The organism is Ruminiclostridium hungatei (genome assembly GCF_002051585.1).
In the GTDB taxonomy this organism is placed as follows: Bacteria; Bacillota; Clostridia; order Acetivibrionales; family DSM-1351; genus Ruminiclostridium; species Ruminiclostridium hungatei.
Genome location: NZ_MZGX01000013.1, coordinates 108,801 through 134,613, shown reverse-complemented (window position 1 = coordinate 134,613; position 25,813 = coordinate 108,801). Strand labels below are relative to the sequence as shown.

The following is a 25,813-nucleotide window of genomic DNA, read 5'->3' as shown; positions in this document are numbered from 1 at the left end:
TAGCATCTGCCAAGAGCGTAATCAAGGCCACGCCGCTTCGCGGTGGCTGGTTTCTGCACCTCTGGCTCCAAAAACCAATTTTGCTATCGTCACAGAGAGCGATTTACAGAAAAAATCTCACAGAGCCGCCTGGAAAACCACCTTTCTGTTAAGAAGTATTCTTCTTTTGCCGTCGTTAAGCTGCCAGTTTTTCAAACAACTGTCTGCCAGTTCGTTTTCGGCAAATATCTCGTCAATTTTCAGTTGCACATTCCGTTTTCCTGTGTCATAATTAGCACGGTATATTTTGTTTTTCATCAACTCAATTATACCCAAAAACAGAGCCGTTGTGCCTGCTTTCGCAGTCACTGCGGCTCTGTTTTTGGGGGTTGTTTTGCTTCAGCCCCATTTAAAAGCACTATTGCCTTATAGATTTACATAAAGTCTGGGAACTATCTCAAAATACAACTTTGCTTCCTGTCAATAAGCTATCTATGTATGGTTAAAAATAAACCTTATCACTTGGCAATACAGGCAGTATAGTATTTTATTCCTCTTTGTTACTATCTATATTGAGTTCCACCCATGGTAAAATACTCACCAGCTTCTGTTATTCCAGTAACAGTTACTATTGCCACATGAATTGCGTAACCACCTGCGGAGTATCTTTCAGTGATGGAACCAAATTTTGATAATCCTCCCAGATATCTTTGGGAATTTACTACCGGTCCGTAAGAATTATTAATAAGTATAACATCTGCTTCAATATTTGAGACATTCAGTATACCCACATTTAATATAGTAAGATTCCATTGATAATCAGAAACAAATGTACCGGTTAAAACCAGTACGCCTGCAGGCACGCTTGCGGTGCTACTTGCAGTGCTTGTATTACCGGCTTTGTCTTGTAAGCTGCTGCCTTGAGAAACTGGTAAGATTGCGATTACATCATTCTCAGATATACCGTATTTCTCAAGTATTGGCTTGTATTCATCCTGGTTGTTGATATCAAATTCCGGAAATTGTGTAATATCAACATTTATTACTTTTACGTCATTGCCGGTGTCGATAGCAGTACTATCAGCAAATACAGAAATATTGGACAGGATTAACAATGAAATAACAAGAAAAATGCTGAACAATTTAGTGATTTTATTTTGCATAAACTTCCTCTTTTCTTTTTATAATTAATAGATTTTATATCGGCTTATCAGCCCAATCTGTGCCTGGTACAAGCTCAAAGCGTGTAGAACCGCTACAGGTATAACCAATCAAGTCATATATGGCATCAGGGTTTTTTTCTCTTATATATTGTACCAATGTTTTAGCCAGTGTCAGTTCGCATAGTTCTTCCTCGGACAAAGGGGTATTCTGATTGACAGCCTTGTTAAATTCCAGATCAATAATGAAATAAAAGATAGAATCAACATAACCCTCACAGTAAAGATTAACTGCTGCTTCCAATAGCTTTTTGGAACTGCCGAACCTTGTTTTAAAGTTTTCCTCAGAGAAAAAACTGCGTAACATTCCTCTATGGTGAATAATTTTATAAATAGAAACCACTGATGATAATAAATCCTTATACGAATCATCTTTTGGTATTACCTGATACATTTGACAGCCTCCCAATAAATTGATATATGTTGCTTTAAATCGTATTACGGATATAGATTGCTTAGCAGGAAATAAAATCATGATTTTACAGATTTAAGTATAAGTATTTTAATTCAGCTTTTCAATACATATTACAAAATTTGTAAATAATTATATAAATTATACAAATATTTACAATAAATTTCGATATATTCTAAGCAAACTTATTGTAACATTAATTGTACAAAATAGTACTAGAGGCAGATAAACCTGAGGATTATTATGAGGACTGTATGGAATATTTGGGTAACGGAATAATTAAAGGGTATTTATTCAGATGCCTGCATTGCGGAAAATACCGCTTATGGATGGACGCTTTGTACGATGCCTATCACTTCTCTAATTCTTTAATTCTATTTTTTAGCTCTTTTAAATTCATAACTTCATCTGTTTCGAAAGACTGGATCTCAGAGGTATCCTCAGAATCAGAGAGATTCACTGAACCGGTATTTTTTTGTCTGATTTTATTAAAGCCTTGGCTATAGCTTACCAGTCTATAAACACCATTTGGATTTTTGCATAAAAACAGTAAAAATTCATCGCCCTTTTCTAGTTTCTTATCTCCGTCGCCAAACATACCAAGTTCAAAATTTTTATTGGATGAACCCTTTAAATCCTCCACAGATTTCATTTTATATATAGTTGCATATCCTTCTGATGTTTCGGCAGTTACCTTTACTTTATTTTTATTTCCGCTGAATTTACACCTGACAATTAAATCAGATTCATTTATTAATTCATCCTGGCTTATTCTTATTTCACTAAGGTGTATTGAAGAAGTTTCTTCATTTACTTCACTAAAGGATATGTTTTCATCGCTGACTTTACTATTTAAACCGGAGTTGAACACATATAAGGTTGACAGAAGAGCTATTAATGCTACTCCACAAATGACCAAAATAATTTTTTTCATAAATTAAACTCCATATTTTATTTTTGCTGCTGCAACAGCTTGTACACCACTGATGATTCCTAATGTTTCCCAATGGTATATTAGATTGTTACCCATAGCATCGTTAACACTATAATGAAATCCTGTACTACGCCGCTTTTAGCAAAAGTTATCCCATTAGAAATACTTTACTGTAAATCTCTATCATTAAGTCTTCAATGCCTTTATAATCTGGTTCCTCCGGAAGAGAAGTATTTGCAGCAGCTTTAAAGTGCTGCTCATACTCATCGACTATTTCAAAAATCTCTCGATAACTATATTTACCACTACGAATATCAAGAAAAAAAGCTCTTTCTTTTTCTCTATAAGTGTTTATACCTTTACCTTCAATGATTTATTTTCTAGATTATAACATATAAAATTTTAATAAAGTTAAAAACAGGAAAGGTTGCAAACTTTTTGTCTCTAACTTTTATTTTGCACACATCAAAATATCAAGATTATGATAGAATTATTGTAAATAAATCGGAAGGGGCAAATATGTTTAACGAATTTATCAAACATTACAACATCATCAGGGACATACTCAGAGATTGCTTTCTTTACGGTTATTATTCCAGGGATGGCCTTGAAAATAAAAGAAATGTCAGCTCCAGAAAAGTCAGTTATGAAATCCGCCGTATCCAGCAATACGTTGAAAACGAATATATAAGGTTTGACAAGGACGGCAGATATAAGCTGATGAGCCTGTCCTATGATTTTTTGAGACACCCCGATAACTTTCTGGTAAGTACATATATGACCAAAAGTTTTACCCGCACTGATTTATTGACATATTTTCTTCTTCTTTTATTTATCAGATCAGAAAACAAACCATGTTCCTTGAAGTATATAGAAGATGGACTTAATGCCGGGGGCTTAGTATCCTTTGATAAAATCAGCAGTAAAACCATCCAAAGAAAGCTGGCAGAAATGTGTGAAAGTATTGGAGTGCTCTCTTGTGAAGCTGTAAAGAGAACCAAGTATTACAGCATATCCGATGACTTACTCAAGACACTTGATACTGACGAACTGAAAGAATTGATGACAGCAGTCGGTCTCTATAAAAATATTGTATTCCCTGTAACTGCAGGCTATTTCTGCCAGCAGACCCTAAAGGATTATCTGCAGTATGAGCGCAAAATGAAGTATGAGGATAAAAATATTTATAATTACAGGCATGTACACTTTCATCCTGTAATTGAAGAACAGGTGCTTTGGGAGATTATCAAGGCTATTCACCTGAGAAGAAAAATACGGATAACATATCATTCGCCGAAAAGCACAAGTAACAGTAATAATAGAAAAATACTCAGCCCGTACAAAATCAGATATGATGTACGACATGGACGTTACTATTTGATTTCTTTCAATACTCATAACAGATGCATTGTTTCAAGACTTGACAGGTTGGAAGCTGTGGAATTGTTGGAGGAATTATTTAATAGGGAAGATTTTGACGAAGAGTACCGGTCCAATATGCTTTATAGTTGGTCCAGTGCATCACTTACCCCAGCTAATAAGCCTGAAACGGTCAAGCTTGAGATTATTATTAATGAACCTGCTGAAAACTATATCCTGGAAAAAATAAAATATGAGGCTACCCTTGGAAAGCTGGAAAAAATAGAAGCAGGACGTTATTACTTCACCCTGCAGGTAAATGACAGCTATGAAATAATACCCTGGATCAGAAGTTATGCCGGATATGTTAAAGTTCTTGAAAGTAAGCAACTTGCAGAAAAACTGCTAAATGACTGGAAGGAGACGCTTTCAAACTATGGAATTGTTTAATGAAGTAAAGAACCGGTATTTCCAGTTGGTTTTCAGGATTATCAATGAATGCGCTGATGGCAGGACAAAAACCGATTTAGTCAAGATTGTGCATGATGGAGAGTTTGAACAGAAATTGATAGGTAAAAATCAGCAATCCTTTGCAGATATGATTTTGAATAAGGGCAATAAAGATGAAAAGCTGAACCTGTTAAGTGAAAAGGAAGGCTTATTCTATCCTTGCATTGATAGTAATGGGGAATCACCCCTTCCGGTAAGGTTCACGAATTTGGAGAAGGCCTGGCTTAAAGCTCTTTTACAGCAGCAGGAAGTAAAATTGCTTCTTAGCAAAAATACACTTGATAAATTGAATAAAGAGCTGGAAGACTTCGATTCACCAATAAAGCAAGAATATTTTGAAATGACAAATTCCGTTAAGTTACCTGAAATCAGCCAATGGGAGAATTATGAAGCAAATTTCAGATTGATACTGAATGCACTTATTAACGAAAAGCCCATAAGATATACCAATGTAGATAGAAATGGAAATATTCATGCAGACAAGCTGGCTCTTCCGGTGAATCTTGAGTATTCCATGAGAGATTCAAGATTCAGGGTTTCGCTGTATTCGATTGATGAAAAAAGGCCCATAATGGCGAATATTTTTAGTCTTTCCAGTGTCATTATAGTGGATGAAGATATTGGAATAGACAGGGAGACAGCAAAAAAGCTGCTTTTTGAGCAGAAATATTCGGAACAGCCTGTAATATTGGAGGTAACTGATAAAAATACTGCCATGGAAAGGTGTTTCATGTGTTTTTCAGGAATGGAAAGAACAGCAAGAGAACTTGGTAACAATAAATATGAGATAAGGTTAAATTATTATCTCTTTGAAGAGGAAAATCTCATTCAAAATATTTTATCTCTTGGACCTTATGTGAAAGTTATATCACCTCAAAGAATTGCAAACGAGGTTATTAAAAGAGTAAAAAAAGCAATTAGTCTGTAACCTGGGAATTGTCTGTTATGAATTTATATTTTGTCAGTAGACGAAGTTTGCAAGCTTAATGTTGCAAACTTTTTGTCTGTTAAATAGAAAATTATCCTTGTATACTAAAATTGTTCTTAATTCCCAAGGCAAAGATTTCTGAATGGTCTGGCGGTGCTTCATACTTTATATCGTTTGAGGTATACCGGGAAGCAAGAACTCAATTTACCTTAGTGTCGGAGGTTCGATTCCTCTATTACTATTAAGTAATTAGCTCAGAGGCAGAGCATAAGGCTATGGAAACGGGGTTCGATTCCCCATCAGACTTTGGATCTGACGCAGGTTGCACTCGACTGTCACTCGAAAAATCACCAGGATCTTTTGAAAGAATCCTCAGCTTTTGGCAGCTTGTTTACCTTAAGACCGGAATTAAGCCTTGAAGTGTGTGGATACCGGATGTGGCAAGCCGAAACTTATACATGGATATATGAGAATAATTCAGGTCCGCCTGAAGTATCAGATATGAAGTGTTTTAACATCGGTAATTAATTGCTTCCAATGGGAAGTGATTCAGTTGCAATATCCTTAAGCAGCACTCCGCCCATATTCCGGGAGGATTCTTGAAAGAGATTTAAAAAATGTATTAAAGAAAGGATGAACAATCATGAAAGTAACAATTAAAAATGATGAAAGAGGCTTGTTATTTAAGGACGGAAACTACGTTAAATGCTTAAAGCCTGGGAAATACAGCCTTAATCCATTTGTTAAGTATACAGTTGCCATAGCAGATGTAAATAAGGTATTTGAAACGGCAGGTAAGAACCTGAATATTTATTTGGAGGATCAGGAGCTTTTAAAGGAGCTTTCAATTGTAGATGTTCAGGATTATGAGCTTGCCATACACTTTGAAGATGGTAAGCTTTCAGAGGTTCTGAAATCCGGTAAATATGCTTTCTGGAAGGTACTTAAAAAGCATGAGTTCTCGACAATTGATACCAGAAATCCTGAAGTCAGGGATATTGATGCTTCAATATACAAAAGCCCAAAACTTTCAGGGGTTGTTGGCTACTTTGAAGTTGAGAGTCATGAAAAGGGGATTCTATACTATGATAATACAGTACAGAAAACACTGGAACCGGGCAGATACTTCTTCTGGAAAAGTCCTGTACATACGGCTGTTAAGAAAATCGACCTTAGACAACAACAGTTGGATATGACCGGTCAGGAAATCATGACTGAGGATAAAATAACCTTAAGGTTAAACTTTGTGTGTCATTACAAAATTACGGAGCCATTAAAGGTTATTGAAATAAAATCCTTCGAGGAGCAGCTATACATAGTCTTGCAATTGATATTGAGAGAGTATGTTGGCGGAATGAAACTTGACGATCTGCTTGCGAAGAAACAGGAGATTGGAAACTATGTTCTTGAGAAACTTAAAGAGAAAAGCAACAGCTATGGTGTTGAGTTCCTGTTTGCCGGTGTAAAGGATGTTGTTTTACCTGGCGAAATAAAAGACATACTAAACACTGTGCTGATTGCTGAGAAAAAGGCGCAGGCCAATGTTATAACAAGAAGAGAAGAAGTTGCCTCAACCAGAAGCCTTTTAAATACCGCTAAGCTTATGGAGGAAAATCAAACTCTATACAGATTAAAGGAGCTTGAATTCCTGGAGAAAATCTGTGAGAAGATAGGAAATGTCTCACTGACAGGCGGCGGTAGTTTACTGGAACAATTGAATACCTTACTTTCAAACAAAGCTGTAGATAAGCAGTGTAAGGTATAATGCAAACAGGTTTTTATTGAGTCTCTCTTGCTAAAAATATATAAGCTTGGGAGACTTTTTATATTTACAGAAATGAGGGGATATAATGATTAAAATCAAAGGGAAATACAATATAGCTAAAGTATTTACAGATAATTTGGAAGATAAGGCAGCAGGGCAAATACTGGAGCTTTGTAATCAGGAGTTTGTTAAACAAAGCATAATCAGAATAATGCCTGATACTCATGCGGGAGCAGGCTGTACTATTGGAACGACAATGACCATAAGGGATAAAATAGTTCCGAACCTGGTGGGAGTTGACATCGGCTGTGGAATGTTTGTCAGCATATTGGGAAAAACAGCGATGAATTTTAAGAGGCTTGATGAAGTAATACGAAGCTGCGTTCCAAGTGGGTTTGACGTACGTGTTAATCCTCATGAATATAATGCATTTGTGGATATCCATGCCTTAAGGTGTAAAGAGCAGGTTGATTTAAAAAGGGCATCACTGAGTATTGGCACACTTGGAGGCGGAAATCACTTCATAGAAATGAATGTTGATGATGGTGGAAATGTATACTTGGTTGTACATTCCGGCAGTCGTCACTTGGGAAAGCAAATAGCTGAGTACTATCAAAGCAGAGCAACCAAAGAAATAGTCAAAAAGAGCAATGATGAGATTATTGCAGTATTAAAATCTCAAGGAAGAGAGCAGTGTATTCAGTCTGAAATAGAAAAAGAAAGGGTTAAAATCAACAGCTCTTTAGCCTATGTCCAGGGTCAGGCTTTTGAAGACTATATTCATGATATGCGCATTGCTCAGGTATTTGCAGAATTCAACAGGAAGGCTATTGCGGAGGTTATTATTCGCAAGATGAATTTCAATGTTATAGATAGCTTTACTACAATTCATAATTATATAGATATGGATGAAATGATTTTGAGAAAAGGCGCCATATCTGCCAAGGAAGGCGAAAGGGTAATAATCCCTGTGAATATGAGGGATGGAAGTATTATCGCTACTGGCAAGGGAAATGCTGATTGGAACCAATCAGCCCCTCATGGCGCAGGCCGGTTAATGAGCCGAAAACAGGCAAGACTTAAATTGTCCCTGGAAGAGTTTAAAAAATCTATGGATGGGATATATACAACCTCAGTGTCGGCGGTTACACTGGATGAAGCTCCGTCAGCATACAAGCCCATCGAAGAGATAATTGACAACATTCAGGATACTGTTGAAATCAACCGAATTATCAAACCGATATATAACTTCAAGGCTTCAGAGGATTAACTGATATAAAGGATTATGGCAAGAAATGAGGAGGGTTTATGGCAGAGTTTTATGATAAAAGGTTAATGTATCAAATATTGGTACAACCAATAAAACGGTTTGGGAAAACTAAAATCCGATAGCAATAGGAGTTTTTTATACTCTTTGGAAGCTGCTAGGGCACCATTACATTGAAATTGCCATAAGTCAGGTGGTTGGATAGTGTGACCATCCCATATTCAGCCGAATAGTTGCATTTTTCAAATGCGTTCTTAAAAACCTCTGTAATCAGTTCAGTTATTTTTTCCATAATACTCCTCCCAGGCAAAGTGCATAATAAAAAACCGCCTCTTATATAAAATAAGAGACGGACAAATCCCGTGGTACCACTCTAGTTGATTGACTTTCCAACCCACTCATAAACTTTAACGTAGTTAACGTCGTCCCCTTGTTAATAAATGATTTCTTGTCTGGGAAACGACAATTTTGTTTCTTCAAGCGGATTTTTAGTCCAAATTAGTCTTATAAAATCAAATTTAACGATAATATAACAAATTTTTATTAACAATTAACAATAAAGTAATGATTTGAAATTAATGGTATGTTATACTATAAATTACAAATATTGGGATATATAGAAAAATAAAAAAATAGGGAGGTAGAATTTTGGAATTATACAGGGATAATATCAAAAAATCTGTGTACGAGATCATATCAAAGGTCACTGGACATGCGCCTGAGGATATAGATAATGATATGTATCTTGAGGCAGATTTGGGGCTTGATTCAATTAAAATGATAACAGTGATGAATGAGATGATGGGGCTGGTTCCGGCTGACCAGATGGAAGAATTTACAGCTGAAAATCCTGTAGCATCAATGATGGCAATGCAAGCGGTGGGAGATATTGTAGAAGTATTTGAAAATTGGTATCTACATAAAATTGATGAACAAATGAATCAAAACGAAAATAATTCCGACAAGTTTCAGAGCAGCAGGAACGAAGAAGTTACGGCAAGAGCAGACAGTAACAAAGAAGTTACGGCTGAAGCAAATATCAGACAAACGATTTATGAACTCATATCCAAGGTTACAGGGCATTCACTTGATTCGATAGACAATGACATGTATCTCGAGGCAGATCTGGGGCTTGATTCAATCAAGATGATAACAGTGATGAATGAGATGATAAATTTAATTCCGGCCGGACAAATGGAGAAATTTACAGCTGAAAATTCCGTAGCTTCAATGATGACACTGCAAACGGTAGGAGAGATTGCTGAAATATTTGAAAACTGGCAGGAAACAAACTCACAAGATCAGACAGGTGAAAAAGCTTCAATGGAGCAACCCGAATATGACATAGAAGGACAGCAAGAATATCTGGAAGTTCTGAATTCACAATATGCCTTTCTGACATGCTACCAGGCAATATCTACACTTACAATTTGCTCAGGAGTAATGGTAAAGGGTGAATTAAATATATTATGTCTTCAGGCTGCATGGAAAGAACTGATTTACCGCCATCCGGCATTGCGGATAGTATTTGAGGTGGCACCAAAGGCAAAGAGCTTTAAGGGCTACATGCAAAAGGTATTGAACCATATCACTTTACCTGATATAAAAGTGGAAGATATACGTTATTTAAATAGTAGTATGCAGGATAAGTATTTAAAAGAGAGTTATGAGGAACATCTAAATAGTAAATTTGATATTTTCAATTGGCCTTTACATAACATTTCTGTACTACAAACAGGTGACAGAAGCTTTTATATAGTCTTGTCAATTATTCATCTTATTACAGATGGGCTTGGCAATCAACAGTTATTAAGAGAGCTTTTGGAAATTTATTCTGCAAAGCTTAATGGTACAAAGGCTAGCTTGCCTCCTGAGATTTCGGTATATGAGTATAACAATTTAGTTAATGAGTTGAATTCTTGGAAAAGTACACAAGAGGATGCTGCACTAAAGAGCTATTTAGTACAGCAGGGTAAGGAAAAATATTTTTTTAATCCATATGGAAAAGATAAAAAGCTTGAATTGCCGGAGCCATTTAAGCCTATAAAAACAAAAATCAAGAAATTTTGGATTGATGAAAACAATACAGAAAAGCTTTTCTCAAATACGAAGATATGGAAGGTTTCATTATTTGTACTTTTTGTCAGCGCATATTTAAAAACCATCAAACAGTTAAAAGAAAGTGAAAACAAAATAATTATTAACCTGCCCACAGGCGGAAAGGTATATCCCAATGCAGATGCCACAGGGGTTTTAAGTTCATTTGCTCAGAACATGGCTTTAAGCTTTGATATGAAAAATACTGATGAAAGCTGGGAAGACTTGATAAAAAAAGTCAAAGCAGAGATAAAGAGTAAATTATCGTCAGGGCTTGACAGGGCACAAACCTTTCAAGCTGCCTTTGCAACAAAAGAGAATGAGATGTTAATAGATGGCAAAATGCCTGAAACTGTTGCTGATATCATCCGTTCTTCTGTAAAATCCAACCTTTATCTTTCTTTTATTGGAAATACAAATATAAAAGCCGGGTATGGCAGTAATTTGGAAGTAGAGGATTATGAGGCATATACCTGCACAAATCCCGGAACTATTGATATCCTTGTGGAATTGTTTCAGGGCAGAATATTGCTCACTTCAAACTACGACAGTTCTTTTTTTGATGAAGCTTATATTGATATACACATGAATAGATTTATATCTAACATTTATGAGCTTGCAAAGATTAGTGCAGCAGTTGAGCAGAGTAAGCAAGTTCCGAGAACGTCAGCAATTTTCAGCAAAGCGGTTGAAGCAGAGCTCTGCCGGATAGCCGGGGAGATATGCCAAAGAGAGTTTACAGCCCGGGATTTGGACAAGGATATTGATTCAGAGCTTGGCATAGATTCTCTTGAACGCATCCGACTGGTTACAAGGCTAAGTAAAACAAATAAAGAGCTGGACAGAAACAGTATGTTTACCTGCGGGACGCTAAGAGAGATGTCATACCTGCTGGATGATAGCAGTATTGCTATTAATGAAAATAGAGAAATCCCGGATATACAAATTCCTTACTTGAAAATTGTTCAACAATGTAAATTAACTCCAAATGCACAAGCGATACTTTTTGAGAATCAGAGCATAACTTATTCAGAACTGGAACGCATTACCAACAGGCTTGCAAATTACCTGAACAGTCAGGGGCTTGGAAGTGGGTCGCTGGTTGGTATTATGACTTTGCCGGGTTCATCGATGCTTTTAGGTATGCTTGGAATTCTCAAAGCAGGGGCTGCTTACGTACCTGTAGATCCATCATATCCAGCCGGAAGGATTCAATATATTATTAACCATTCTGAGATTAAAATACTAATTACAGAAGATTCCTTGCTGGGGCAGTTAAACGCTTTGATAGAAGCCTGCAACGGTATCGAAAAGGTTATTTCCCTTGACAATGTAACTAACAGCAAAGAATTCAAAGCCTCAACGTTGATTGACACAGTCGCCTGGATGGAGTATCCGGCAGTTGAGCCGGAATACAAAAGCAGACCGGAGGATTTAATGGTAGTACTGTATACTTCAGGCTCTACCGGAAATCCAAAAGGAGTAATGCTCAATCATCTTGGTTATATGAACCGCTTAGTATGGCATCAAAAGATATTCAATTTAAAGCTGGGAGAAAGGGTAGCACAAAAAACTTCCTGCTGCTTTGATATATCTGTATGGGAACTCTTCTGGCCATTAATGTACGGTGGTACGGTATGCCCTGTTCGTAAGGAGATAGTCAAAAACCCCTGGGCTCTTGCTCAGTGGCTTGTTGATACAAAAATAAATATAATGCATTTTGTACCTTCACTTTTTGGTGAATTCGTGCATGCTTTGGAACAGGAGGCTTTCAGCTTTAAGGATTTGCGCTGGCTGATTTTTAGCGGAGAGGCTCTGCCTATGTACTATGTCCAGGAATGGATAGACAAGCACGGAATGGCCACTCAGCTGGCAAACTTGTACGGTCCCACAGAAGCTTCTATCGATGTTACATACCATATCATTGAAAAGAGACCGGGTGCTGAGGGAGAAAATCAAATTCCAATCGGAAAGCCTGTAGACAATGTTTACATCTTAAATCTTGATGAAAATATGAGAATCAAGGAAGTAGGAGAAATCGGTGAACTATGGATAGGCGGCATACAGCTTGCAAAGGGTTATCTGAAAAATCCTGAAAAGTCTGCCGAGTCCTTCAGACCCAATCCTTTCAGTGAAATACCGGGAGACTTCTTGTATCGCACTGGGGATTTGACAAGAAAAAGAGAAGATGGAAGCTTTGAGTATCATGGTCGCATTGACAATCAAGTGAAAATACGAGGCTTCAGGATTGAACTGGGTGAAATAGAGACGGTACTCAACAGCCATAGTAATATAAATGAGGCGGCAGTCATTGTAGTTGACGGCAATGAGGGACAAAGTCAGCTTGTGGCTTATTTGTCAGGCAGAAATACTTCGGATTCTGAAATAAAGGACCATATTGGTAATAAGCTGCCCCATTACATGATTCCACACAGAATAGAATGGCTGCAAAGCCTTCCGAAGAATCCAAACGGAAAGCTTGACAGGCGGGCAATGCAGGAGGTATATAGAAACAAATATGGAGCAGTAAAAACAAATGAGATGGCTGTAATCAATCAGGTCAAGGAAGAGAAGCTTCAAGACGTTTATAATCAAGAGCAGGAAGCAATTATTCCACTGGCACCGGCACAGCGCTGGTTAATGAATTTCTTTGATTTCCCATACAATTGGACCGGGTTTACGAGATTTTTATTTAAGCAGCCTCTGGATTACCTTACTTTTAACAAAGCGGTAAATATGCTTGCAAACAGACATGATGCCCTAAGAAGTATATTGTGTCAGAAGGATTCCCAATGGGTGCAAAAAATATTACCACAGGGCAACTATTTAAACGTGGAGTATTTTGATGCCGCTCACATGGATAAAGAGCAAATAGATCAGGCTGTGGATGAACTGATAAATGATGCCATACGAAGTTTTGATGTCGATAAATGGCCTCTATGGAAGGTTATAGCGGTTAAGATCTCAAACAGTATGTACGATATGGCTTTTGTGGGTCATCATCTTATTTCAGATGTAGTAACAAATAATTTGTTGTTTAAAGAGATATGGCAGATTTACTATAATATTTTATCTGAGCAAGATATAAAACTTCAGGCTTCAAGGTCTTACAGAGAATTTGTAGAACATGTAGAGCATGAGAAGGATAAGAAATTACAAGATTATGTAGCATATTGGAAGGAAATGTTCCCACTTAAAGAAGATGTATTCAGAATTCCAGCAGATTTCAATCTGGGAGCTAATGACGAAGGGTCTGCAGCCACAGTTGAATTTGTGCTGGACAGCCATAAGACTTCGATAATCTTAAGTAAAGCAAAGAGGTTCTTTGGAAGTAATGTTTATCCTATTTTGCTTGCTCCTCTTTATAAGCTGCTGGGAGAGCGATACAAGCAATCAAAAGTTATAATAAGCCACAGGGTCCATGGCAGGGAGATTGATGCTAATAATACTTTCTTTCAGACTGCAGGAAATTTCGCAGTTAATTTTCCAATGGGTATTGATTTTATACAGGATGAGGCCTGGGGAAGCTTGGTTGAGAAAGTAAAGAATACATTAGAAACTATTCCTATGAATGGAATAAGCTATGACATGGTTTCGGATTATTTACCGGTGTATATGTATCCTGATACCAAAATGACTCCTGTTAGAGCAAATTACCTCGGCAACAGGGACGTTCCGAAATTTGATAATTTCGAGTTCTCCAAAGCCGGAATGGATAGAAGATATTCTGTTCCTGAACAAAAAAGGATATCCGTTATTGAGTTTTTCTTCTCAGTGGTGGATGGAAAGTTAAATCTTGAAATTGAGTACTCAAAAAATTTATTTAAGATTGAAACAATTAAGCAGTTGGGTGAAAAGTACATAGAGAGTATTACAAAACTTATCAGCTTTGTAGAGGAAGAGACCTCACAAACTTACAGGAACAAACCATTCCAGAACAGGAAAAACGGGGAGGGCTTGCTTTCGGACAAAGTAGTAATTATAACTGGCGGGGGAAGAGGCATCGGCAGAAGTATTGCTCTTACAATGGCGAAAGAGGGGGCCGAGATTGTAATTGTTTCAAGGACCAGGGAGCAATTGGAACAAACGGCGCAGGAAATGCAGCAGCTTGGTGTGAGATCAATGATTATTCCTGCGGATATAAGCAGGCAGGCAGATGTAGATAAGGCTATGGACCTGGTTTTGAGAGAGTATGGAAAAATTGATGTGTTGGTAAACAACGCAGGCATTACAAAGTTTTCAGCTATAAATGATATTGAACCGGAGGAGTGGAAAAAAATAATAGATGTAAATCTCTTTGGGACATATAATTTCTGCAGAGCTGTAATACCACATTTCATAAAGAACAATCAAGGAAAGATTATTAATATGGGGTCAGATTCCTCCTTTATCGGTTATCCGCTTATGAGTGCATATGCCGCATCAAAACATGCAGTGCTCGGTCTGACCAAATCGTTAGCTGAGGAGCTAAAGCCCCACAACATTCAGGTAAACGCCATATGTCCTGCACTGGTAGACACTGATATGGCGCCCAAAGCGTTAAAAAACAGGGCTATTCCTCCTGAAAAAATCTCAGATACTGCTGTATTCCTTGCATCAGCTATGTCAGATTATATTACCGGTGAAGCCATAAAGGTCTATGGCAAACAAGATATGTATTGGTTCGGATCTCAACAGACAGCAATGTTTAAAACTTTATTACAAAGTAAGAAAAGTTCAATTACCACCGGTTAAAGGCCACATGAACCGTAATTGTCTTTGATAACTTGATTTATGAAAGGGTAGCAGCTTGAGAGAACAATTTGATAAACTGATTGGAAACAATAAATGGGCTATGTATTGTATAGCATTAATGGTAGGACTTGCAATGGGGGTGATAAACCCTCTTGCAACTACGCATATGACAAGAAATAATGTTTCAGAGGTATGGGTTGGTGCAATTTCTTCCTCATATTTTCTCTTTATGGCGCTTGGTTCAATATTTATTTATAAAAAGCAAAGAGGAAAAGATATTAGAAAAATACTAATATTAGGGCTCATTTTAGCAGCTATTTGTTCAATAGGCTTTCCCTTATCAGAGAACAGGGCCTTATGGTTTTTACTTATGGGTCTTATGGGGGCAGGTGTCAGCCTTAATTTGGTGGGTATTCAAACAGCCATGCAAAACGCCACTGACAGCGGCAACAAAGCGTTGGTAAGCGGCATATATTCATTTTGTTTTGCTGTAGGGTTTGTTATTAGTTCTTTAGTTGGCCCAATGCTCTATGAATGCGCTGCCTGGATAGCTTTTTTAATGGGCTCCGTCAGTCTTTGCAGTGCTGCTGTTTTTATTAATTTCAAATTAAAAAATTTGCTGACAATACCAACCTATAGTGAGGGAAAGATCTTTTCTAAAATTACTCTGGCTTTATTTGGAGCCTTTGCATATGGTTTTTCAGAGACAACTCTGGTAGCTCTCTATCCTCTCTTTATGCTCCGGCTTAATTTCGGGCTCTCACAGGTAGGATACGCATTAGGGATATTTGTAATCGGGAGCATAATTGGAACCATACCTGTAACTTATTTGGCAGATAAATTTGGACGTAAAAAATGTCTTGGGTTAACTATATTCTTTTCATTGTTTGCTATTATAGGTGTCATGTATTTTAACAGCTTCGGCAGCAAATTAATCTTCTCATTTATTGCTGGTTTTACAATCGGGCCCATATATCCACTATCTCTATCTCTGTCTGTACAGGATCTCATACAGGAAGAATTAATGCCGGGGGTAGCTTTATTTACTTTTGCTTACGGAATCGGTTCAGCAGCCGGTCCGTTTTTATCATCTGGAGCAATGCGATATCTAGGAAATAATTATATATTCAGCATAAGCTTTATAATTTTTATGATTTTAATACTATACATAGCCATTACTAGTAAGTATTCCAAGAGCAACCTTTTTAAAAGAGACGCTTAAAGTGATATTGATGGAAGTGTTTTAGCTTATTATTTGGAGGGATTTAAATGAAAAATATAAAAACAAATAAGGGAATAAGGTTGTCACAGGCAAAAGGAGCCGATGTGACGGGAATATACAGTAGCAAGGCAAATCTTGCATATTTGCTGATTGATTCTGCACAAAATCAAAAAGATAAAGGAATAACTTTCATACAAAATGATGATTCGGAGCAATTCCTTCTGTACGAAGAAATACTTCAAAAAGCTCTGCTGCGTTTAGGAGGAATGCAAAAGGCAGGAATAAAAAAAGGGCAGTATGTTTTATTGGTACTAAACAATAATTTAGATTTTATCATTACCTTCTGGGCATGCATATTGGGGGGGATTATCCCGGCTCCTCTTATTTATCCTACCTCTACCAGAGCATTAAATGCATCCTTGAAGAAGCTGGAGGCAGTATGGAATGTACTGGAAAAACCGCTGATTTTGTCTGATAGTTATCTGAAGGAAAGCAGCGATGAGCTCAATAGAATTATAGGAATCAGCGGAATGGAATTTGAAGATGTTTTAACTTTCGATATAAGCAGTGAAGGTGGAGAAGCTGACCTTGCGGAAAAAGGTTCAACAGCATACATTCAGTTTAGTTCGGGAAGCACCAATACTCCTAAAGGTGTTATCTTAACTCATGGCAACCTATTAACAAATGTAGAGGCAATTATAGCAAGTGCCAATTTTACCAGTGAGGACAGGTGTCTTGGGTGGATGCCGTACCATCATGATATGGGGCTGATAGGTTTCCACCTTAGCATTACAGCTCTTGGAATGGCTCAATTCAATATGACACCGTATAAATTCATAAAGCGGCCTAATCAATGGTTGGAGCTTATTTCCAAATATCGTATTACAATCACAGGTACACCGAATTTTGGGTGCAAGCTGGTATTGAGCAGAATTAAGCCCGAACTGCTTGAAAAATTGGATTTGTCATGCTTGAAATATATATGTAATGGTGCTGAACCAATATCTGTATCTTTGGCGGAAGAGTTTATGGAAAAGTTATCAGTTTGCCGACTGAAGAAAAGTGCCATGTATACAGTTTACGGGATGGCTGAGGCCTGCCTGGCTGTGAGCTTTCCCATACCATTTGAAGAGCCTCTGGTGCACAGCGTAGACAGACAGGTACTTGTGTCGAAGGCAAAAGTGAAATATGTAGATAGAAAACTCAAAAATGCATTGCTTTTAGCTGACGAGGGTTATCCTGTAAATGGCACCGAGGTCCGAATAGTGGATCAAAAGGGTTCTGTAGTACCTGAGGGTACAGTGGGTGAAATACAGATCAGAGGAGATAACGTTACCTCCGGCTATATAAATAATCCTGAGGCCAACAGAGCATCCTTTCAGGAGGGTTGGTTAAAAACAGGTGATACCGGGTTTATGCTGGATGGCCGCCTCACAGTGGTTGGGCGCATAAAGGACATAATATTTGTTAACGGACAAAATTTTTATGCACATGATATAGAGGATGTAATTGAAGAGCTGGAAGGCGTCGAACCGGGAAAGGTTGTAGCTTGCGGATGGCACGATGAAACAGAAGGGAGAGAAAAAGTGGCTTTGTTTTCCACTCTTCACATTAAGGATGAGCGGGCTAAACCCTTTTACTCAAAAATTCTAAAGCATGTCAATGAAATATTTGGAATACCTATTGATTATGTGGTGTCAATACCTTTGATACCAAAAACCACAAGCGGGAAAATACAACGTTTCGCAATGGTGGAAGCCTTCAGAAATAACGAATATGCGGGAAAGGTAATTACCGCTGCCGAACTGAAGCATGAAACCATGGAGGAAACGTCCGAGATAGTGGTAAATAGGCCGGGACTTGCTGAAACCATATGCGGAATCTGGTCCAGGGTTTTGGAAAGACCTGCCAGCACCATTGCTTATGACCAACCTTTTCTTTCTATGGGAGGCACCTCAGTAAAAGCTATTCAGGTATTAGGCCTTATTGAAGATGAACTTGCTTTAAAGCTTACACATGATTTATTAATTAAGTGCAGTACCATCAATGATATGGAACAATATATTCTGAATATCCATAACAATGAAGAATTAAAGGATAAAAACTCGTTTTTGGATAAGACAGCAGGTAATAGAAATTCAGATGAGAATGATGATATAGCTGTCATCTCAATGGCCTGCCGTTTCCCTGACGCTTCAAATCCCGAAGAATTCTGGAATAATATATTAAAGGGCAAATGCAGTATAGGCGACATTCCAAAAGAACGGTGGAATATTGATGATTATTACAGTTCCTCACCCGAATTCGGTAAAACATACTGCCGCTCGGGAGCGTTTATAAAGGATGTATATGACTTTGATGCGGGGCTTTTTAATATACCAGATAAAGAGGCTGAGATAATGGACCCTCAGCAACGGATAATTCTTGAATTGGTTTTCGAACTGCTGGAAAGAGCAGGCTATTCCCGCCAAAAGGTTGAGGGCAGAAAGGTTGCGTTATATATAGGCGCAGGTACAAATTTATATAATGAGTACCATTTGAGAACACTGAATAAAATGGATTTGCAGAATTTCGAGAGCTTTGCATTACTTTCAAAAGAGCAGCAGGATTCAATTATGGAGGAATGGAAAAACAGATTGGGAGTGACCGAAGCGCACACCAACATCCTTGTGGATAATATCTTGAATATGATTGCTGCAAGGGCATCTCAGGAGTTCAATTTTAAAGGACCGTCGTTAGTGCTGGACACAGCCTGCTCATCCTCTCTTGTTACTATTCATCTGGCGTGTGAGGCGCTAAAGAGAGGTGAATGTGAAATGGCCATAGCAGGTGGAATCAATCTTTTACTTACACCTACACCTTACATATATTTCAGCAATGCAGGTGCCCTATCGGTGAGCAGTTCATCAAAAATCTTTGATGCGGATGCAGATGGCTTTGTTCCTGGTGAGGGAGCCGGTCTGATTATGCTCAAGCCTCTTAAAAAGGCTATCGAAGATAGGAATGATATTCTTGCTGTAATAAAAGCGAGCTCAATGAATAACGACGGGCATTCAATTGGAGTTATGGCCCCTAACCCTGACGGACAGAGAGACGTTATAGAATCACTCTACTGCCAAAACGATTTCAGTCCGGCCGGTATTCAATATGTTGAAACACATGGGACAGGAACTAAAATTGGTGACCCAAGTGAGATAAGGGCTCTTGATAATGCTTATAGAAATTGGAATTTAGGCAAAAACATGATTGCAGTCGGATCAGTTAAGGCAAATATCGGACATCTGCTAAGCGCAGCAGGAATAGCAAGCTTTATGAAGGTGGTAATGGCGCTTAGAGATAAAAAGATGCCACCTCAGCCAAATGTTGCAACTCCAAACCCTATGATAAAATTCCCGGAGACACCCTTTTATATTTTGAAGGAAGAAAAAAACTGGAAGGTGGAAGAAGGTGTAGCAAGGCGTGCTGCCATTAATTCCTTTGGCTTCGGAGGTACAAACTGCCATATTGTCCTTGAAGAAAATCCGGTTGAGGCTGATTTGTTATCAGAAGTATGCGACGAAAAGCCAAGGCATATATTGTGCTTATCTGCAAATACAGAAGCAGCTTTAGAACAAAAAATAAACAATCTTTCCAATTTCCTTGAAGAGAGAAAAGACTATTCAATTGCTGATGTCTGCTTCACTGAAAATGTTCTGCGAACTACCTTTAAAAATCGTTACTGTGCTATAGCAGACAGTACTGCAGACCTTGTTGAAAAGCTTAAAAAAGCAAGCTTGGATATTAATAAATCAATAGCTCTTCCAAAGGTAGCTTTAATGTTTACAGGTCAGGGTTCACAATACGTAGGAATGGGGAGGGCATTATATGAGAAGCTTCCCGCTTTCAGAAAATATGTGGATATGTGTTCTGATGCTTTCTATCCATATTTAGATGTTAAAATAACCGACTTGCTTTATGGTGGAAATGCTGATGAAAAATTCCTCGCTCAGACCAATATAACACAGCCGGTGGTATTTACCATGGATTACTCCATAGGCAGCTTGCTGCTTGAACTTGGGGTAAAGCCTTTATATGTGTTGGGACATAGTGTAGGTGAATGGGCTGCAGCGTGTATTGCCGGTGCGGTAAATCTTGAGGATGCTGCAAGACTTGTGGCTGCCAGAGGAAGATTGATGAGTCAGCTTAAGGTTGAAGGAGCGATGGCGGCAGTATTCACTTCGGCTTCCGGCATAGAAGCTCTTCTGAAACCATATGAAGGCTCCTTGTGGGCAGCCGGATACAATGTTACCCACCAGGTAGTATCCGGGAAAGCTGATACTATGGATGAGTTTCTGAAGGAGCTTCAAAAGAAGGGTGTGGGTTCAAAAAGACTTAATGTTTCACAGGCCTTCCACACTCCGTTGATGAAACCCATGTTGGAAGCCTTTAAGAAGGAGCTTGAAGTTACTACCTTTAATACGCCTAAGATTCCCATAGTATCAAACATAACCGCCGAGATTTATACGAAGCTGTATACACCACAATATTGGCTTGATCACATACTCGGAGCTGTGAGATTTGAGCAGAGTGTCAAATATATGTTTGATAAGGGAATAAATATTCTTGTAGAGGCCGGTCCTGACAAAATTCTGACAGGTATGGCAAGCAGTCTGGCAAGTGAAAGCAATCAGATTCTGGCGTCTATGGATCGAAAAAAAGACAACTGGGATATTCTTTTGAATACTCTTGGAAAGTTATTTACACTTGGAGTAAAAATACACTGGGAGGATTTCGAAAAAGATTTCTCACATAAAAAAGTACTGCTTCCGTCATACCCATTTGAAAGAAAAACCTATATGCCGGATTTCGGAAGCGGGGCTTCGGGAAATCTTTCAAGAAGATTTGATAACTGGTTTCATGAATGGAGCTGGAAATCTGAAAAACTGGTGCAGATTAGCAAATTAAATGATGGTGCCGTTATTTTGTTTGCCGAGGACGAAAATACAATAAAGGATTTTGAGCTGAGTTTAGAATCTGATAAGAATAAGCTTTATCATGTTACATATGGCAAGTCATTCAGCTATGACGGAAAACAGAGCTTTTTGATTAATCCTTTAAGGCAGGAAGATTATTTTTCATTGCTTGATAGCATACAGGGAGAAATATCTTCAATAATCCATATGTGGAATTACTTTGAGAAAAGTCTTGAAGCGTCCAGGCTAGTAGAACAGGAGGAGGTTTTATATAAGAGTGCCTATAGTATCTTGCTGCTGGCAAAAGCCCTTTCAAACCGTAAGCTTGAAAATCTTCGCTTGCTTTTAGTTACCAATAAAGCATTCTGCATATCCGGAGAATATGAAATACAAAATCCTCATCAGTCTATAGCAATTGTACTTGGGCAAGCGTTAGATACAGAGGTTAAGGGGTTATTTACAAGTGTACTGGACATAGATAATGAAGATTATATTTCGGGAACTGAAGCAGCAGCTACTATTGTTGATGAGCTTGGGAAAAAACCAAATGCAGAAGCTATTGTTGCTGTGCGAAAAAAGGAACGCTTTGTTCGTGAACTTGAAAAGGCTCCAATATCAAAGCTAATAGAAGATAAGATTTATTTAAACGACAATGAAACCTACCTGATAACCGGAGGAACAGGGCTGATAGGAGGCTCTATTGCCGAGGCCTTCGCTAAGCGTGCCCAGGTGAATCTAGTACTGACGGGAAGAGGAGAATTACCGCCTGGAGAAGAATGGAATGAGAATTCAGCAGAAGCTGCAGCAGCAAAGATTTCTTTGATTCGATCTCTGGAGAGTAAAGGTGCAAAAGTTGCGTATTTCGCAGTGGATGTATCAGACAGTACACAGATGTCTGAAATGGTTAAGCAGGTAAATGAAGAATTTGGTCCGATTCATGGGGTGGTACATGCTGCAGGAATAATGGATAGCTCGGCATACAAGCTTCTGGATAAAGATCTGGAAACCTTTAAAAATGTACTTGCTGCGAAGGTTAACGGAACTATAGTGACCGATTGCGTGACAAATAAGGAGCCCTTAAAATTCTTTGTATTAATGTCTTCGGTATCTGCTTCCAAGAAAAAGTGGAGTGCCGGAATTACTGATTATGCAGCTGCAAACTATTTTCTGGACTGTTACAGCAGCTACAGGTCAAAAAGTAACTCGCCCGGTAAATCCCTTGCCATCAATTATTCATTATGGGAGGCCAAAGGGAAAGGCATTATATCGGGGGAGGCATCTGAACTGGCTGTAAAAGCTCAAGGGTTAAGACCTTTACCTGCCGAGGGAGCGGTAGAAGCCTTCATGCAGGCTCTCAATTATAAGAATCAGAATGTTATACATATAATGGACTTAATGGAAGCGAAGGAAGAAATCAAGCCGTTAAGAAAAGAAACAAAGGCGGCTTATGAAGAAAGCAGAATGAAAGTATCCGGTAAAACAGCAAACGAAATAAGAAGTATTGTATATGGAACTATTGCCGAAGAACTTAATGCAGATGCTGATAATATTGATGAAGGCATGAATTTCCTTGAAATGGGCTTGAGTTCCTTGGATGTAACAAAGATTGTAGCCAGAATCAGTAAAGCACTTGGTGCCGAATTGTACCCCACTTTAATATTTGAATACCAGACACCGGAAGCTTTTACAAATTATATTGAAAAAACATATGCTGTTTCTGAAGGAGAAATAGCGGCGGTGGCTGAAGAAAACCTTTTGTATGCTGCTGATAAAAATAAGGAGGATATTCAGGACATTGCAATCATTGGTATAGGGCTAAGAATACCTGGCGCTGACACACTGGAGGAATACTGGGATATATTAAAAAATGGAAAATGCATTATAAAAGAGGTTCCAAAAGACAGATGGTCAGCAGAGGAAAACTACAGCGACGACAAAAAACTGTTACATACCACGTACACCAATAAGGGAGGATTTATAGATAAACCCTATGATTTTGATCCGCTGTTATTCGGAATGTCTCCAAATGAAGCAGAAGCCACAGACCCTCAACAGAGGATATTTCTTCAAATTGCGTGGGAAGCTCTTCAACAGGCGGGATACGGAGGAAAATACAAGTCAAATAAAATAGGAGTGTTTGTTGGATGTGAACAAAACTCATATATGGAGCACTTTACAGGCTACCGTACATATATGCTGCTCAAAAACAAGCTTGAACAAAGTGAAGCTTATAAAGGCATGAAGCCAAAAGAACGCAGGGAGCTAATGACAAACATTTTACAGGTTCTGAATCCTGGACAGCTGGTAGCTGATGCAGTGGCCGGAAGCGGTTTAAACGAAATCGCTGCACGGGTAAGCCATTGCCTTAACCTTTCAGGTCCAAGCCTCATTGTTAACTCGGCGTGTTCTTCTTCACTTGTAGCTCTTCATATGGCATGCGAAAGTTTGAGAACAGGGCAGGCAGAAATGGCTTTAGCAGGGGGAGTAAACTTAAATATGAGTGCAACTCCTTTTGTGAGCCTCAGCAGAGTTACTGCCCTGTCTCCTAGCGGAAATTGTTATCCCTTTGATAAAAGGGCTGATGGTATGGTTTTGTCTGAAGGGGCAAGTGCAGTACTTCTGAAACCATTAAAGTATGCATTAGAGGACAATGATAATATTTTTGCAGTTATAAAGGGATCAGCCATAAACAATGACGGACACTCTCAGGGAATAACAGCACCCAGGCCACAGGGGCAGGCTGAGGCAATAAGAAATGCATATATCACATCAGGTATAAATCCGGAAACAGTATCATATATTGAGACGCATGGTACAGGTACACCTTTGGGGGACCCCATAGAAATTGAAGGTATGACGCAAGCAATGCGTTCATTTACATCAAAAAAGAATTTCTGCGGGGTAGGATCAGTAAAATCCTCACTTGGTCATATGTTGTCGGCGGCAGGTCTTATAAGCCTTATAAAAGTTGTTTTGGCATTAAATAATAAGACCATCCCGCATACAATAAACTTTGAAGAGCCAAATACCAATATTGACTTTAGCAATTCACCGTTTTATGTAGTTGGCAAGGAGCCGCGAGAATGGAAAGCAGAGGGTTCGCCGCTGAGAGCAGGAGTAAATGCCTTTGGATTTGGTGGAACAAATGCCCATGTAATACTTGAAGAGGCGCCACTGATAACAAATACTGGCACTGAGTCTGAAGAGGAAAGGCAGCACAATGTGATTTTCTTGACGGGCAGGAATGAAAAGATAGTTCAAGCAATTGCCGGAAACCTCATAGCACACATGAAAAAGAAGCCTGAGCTTGATTTATCTTCTATTTGTTTTACCATGAATAATTCCCAGAAGGAATTAACGTTTAAAACTGCGATTGTTACTGATTCAAAAGAGCACCTGCTGGATATGCTTCTTAAGCTTGAAAAGGGTGAGGAAAGCTCAGAGTTGATAAAAGGGCGTTCCAATCCAAATAGAGTAACACCGGTAAGTCTTGTAATGGATTGCAGCTTTGAACTGGATAAAAAAGATTGTGATAAAATAGCTAAACGTTTTTCAGGGTTTGCCGAAGCCTATAATAAATGTATGCAAATATTTGAAAAAGAAGGCTCAGGCGGTCCAGACAGCCAGCTGGCAAAAACTGTTGAAAGCTTCGCATTGCAATATGCGTTTGGCGCGTTGCTATGTGATTTTGGAATTAAGCTGAAAAGTATTATTTGTGAAGATAATGCAATTTTAGCAGGAGGTGCTTTAGCAGGAATTATTACTATTAAGCAGGCAGCAAGATTCCTTATAAACAAGGCTGGTTATAAAAATAATGAGTTGGATGAAAGTACCGGTTATGAATTAAATTGTCCGGTTGTGACCCCTCTTGGTATTGCTGACAAGACTAATATATTTGATCTGGTATCCAGTATAAGAGGAGAGGCAAGAGGAAAATTGTCCTTAGATTCATGCAAGGAAATCATAAATAAAGATGAAGCGATTGTTTACCTTGGAAGTAGCAAGACTAAAGGTAATGAGTTTGAAAAAATGAAATTTAATAACTTGCAATGGATTGAAATGAGTATGAGTCAAAATTGTGCAGCAGCAATACTGGCGGTTATGGCCAAGCTTTACACAACAGGTGTGAGTTATAATCCCTCGAAGCTGAGCTGGCATAAAGCCAGAAGGGTACCATTACCCACATATCCTTTTGAGAATTCAGAATACAAGGTATCTTTTAAAGATGAATCACTAGAAGCTGATAATAATGAGTACTCAGAGGAAAAAACAAACAATTTTGCCAGCACAAATGAATTGGTTGATTTTAAAGAAGCTTCTGCAAGACTGGCTCTGAAAAAGTTAAATACTCAGGAGGCTATAAGTGGGGAGGCAAAGGCGTGCAGCATTGAAGGTTTAAGGAGAGATTTAAGCAAAATATAGAGCAGGTTGGTT

12 protein-coding genes and 1 pseudogene are annotated in these 25,813 nt (G+C 38.4%); 8 read left to right on the top strand and 5 right to left on the bottom strand.

The annotated features are described in order from the left end of the window. Window positions 1-117: 117 nt before the first annotated feature. From CLHUN_RS11070 to CLHUN_RS11060, 3 genes are all read right to left on the bottom strand, one after another. Complete coding sequence (locus CLHUN_RS11070) at window positions 118-348, bottom strand: hypothetical protein (protein WP_080064654.1); 231 nt, start codon at window positions 346-348, stop codon at window positions 118-120. A 194-nt stretch (window positions 349-542) separates the two neighbouring features. Continuing rightward, entirely contained in the window at window positions 543-1,142 is a 600-nt protein-coding gene (locus CLHUN_RS11065; RefSeq protein WP_080064653.1) for a hypothetical protein, read from the bottom strand. Window positions 1,143-1,176: 34 nt separating this feature from the next. Beyond that, window positions 1,177-1,593: a hypothetical protein gene (locus CLHUN_RS11060; RefSeq protein WP_080064652.1), complete on the bottom strand. Its 417-nt coding sequence runs from the start codon at window positions 1,591-1,593 to the stop codon at window positions 1,177-1,179. 218 nt (window positions 1,594-1,811) lie between these two features. Between CLHUN_RS11060 and CLHUN_RS22790 the strand changes: the two are divergent. Beyond that, a pseudogene (locus CLHUN_RS22790) lies at window positions 1,812-1,937 on the top strand (hypothetical protein); the annotation flags it as partial. Window positions 1,938-1,963: 26 nt separating this feature from the next. Here the strand turns inward: CLHUN_RS22790 and CLHUN_RS22545 are convergent. Further along, window positions 1,964-2,545 carry a hypothetical protein gene (locus CLHUN_RS22545; RefSeq protein WP_242656499.1) on the bottom strand — a complete coding sequence of 194 codons (582 nt, stop codon included), beginning with the start codon at window positions 2,543-2,545 and terminating at the stop codon, window positions 1,964-1,966. Between the two features lie 519 nt (window positions 2,546-3,064). Between CLHUN_RS22545 and CLHUN_RS11045 the strand changes: the two genes are divergently transcribed. From CLHUN_RS11045 to CLHUN_RS11030, 4 genes are all read left to right on the top strand, one after another. Next, complete coding sequence (locus CLHUN_RS11045; RefSeq protein ID WP_080064650.1) at window positions 3,065-4,354, top strand: helix-turn-helix transcriptional regulator; 1,290 nt, start codon at window positions 3,065-3,067, stop codon at window positions 4,352-4,354. After that, on the top strand, window positions 4,341-5,342 hold the full coding sequence (locus tag CLHUN_RS11040) for a WYL domain-containing protein (RefSeq protein WP_080064649.1): 1,002 nt from the start codon (window positions 4,341-4,343) through the stop codon (window positions 5,340-5,342). Before CLHUN_RS11045 ends, CLHUN_RS11040 begins: the two co-directional genes overlap by 14 nt. Window positions 5,343-5,985: 643 nt before the next feature. Next, window positions 5,986-7,107 (top strand): slipin family protein, encoded by a 1,122-nt coding sequence (locus tag CLHUN_RS11035; RefSeq protein WP_080064648.1) that lies wholly within the window; start codon window positions 5,986-5,988, stop codon window positions 7,105-7,107. 85 nt (window positions 7,108-7,192) lie between these two features. Next, window positions 7,193-8,377: an RtcB family protein gene (locus CLHUN_RS11030; RefSeq protein WP_080064647.1), complete on the top strand. Its 1,185-nt coding sequence runs from the start codon at window positions 7,193-7,195 to the stop codon at window positions 8,375-8,377. Between the two features lie 154 nt (window positions 8,378-8,531). Here the strand turns inward: CLHUN_RS11030 and CLHUN_RS22710 are convergent, their stop codons facing one another. Then, window positions 8,532-8,666 carry a hypothetical protein gene (locus CLHUN_RS22710; RefSeq protein WP_278247537.1) on the bottom strand — a complete coding sequence of 45 codons (135 nt, stop codon included), beginning with the start codon at window positions 8,664-8,666 and terminating at the stop codon, window positions 8,532-8,534. 356 nt (window positions 8,667-9,022) lie between these two features. Between CLHUN_RS22710 and CLHUN_RS11025 the strand changes: the two genes are divergently transcribed. From CLHUN_RS11025 to CLHUN_RS11015, 3 genes are read left to right on the top strand one after another with little or no spacing between them, the layout of a single operon-like run. Beyond that, the gene (locus tag CLHUN_RS11025) at window positions 9,023-15,205 is read left to right on the top strand and encodes a non-ribosomal peptide synthetase (RefSeq protein WP_117387043.1); all 6,183 of its coding nucleotides are present in this window, start codon (window positions 9,023-9,025) and stop codon (window positions 15,203-15,205) included. A gap of 55 nt (window positions 15,206-15,260) precedes the next feature. Next, on the top strand, window positions 15,261-16,427 hold the full coding sequence (locus CLHUN_RS11020) for an MFS transporter (RefSeq protein ID WP_080064646.1): 1,167 nt from the start codon (window positions 15,261-15,263) through the stop codon (window positions 16,425-16,427). A gap of 47 nt (window positions 16,428-16,474) precedes the next feature. After that, the gene (locus CLHUN_RS11015) at window positions 16,475-25,801 is read left to right on the top strand and encodes a type I polyketide synthase (RefSeq protein ID WP_080064645.1); all 9,327 of its coding nucleotides are present in this window, start codon (window positions 16,475-16,477) and stop codon (window positions 25,799-25,801) included. Window positions 25,802-25,813: the final 12 nt, after the last annotated feature.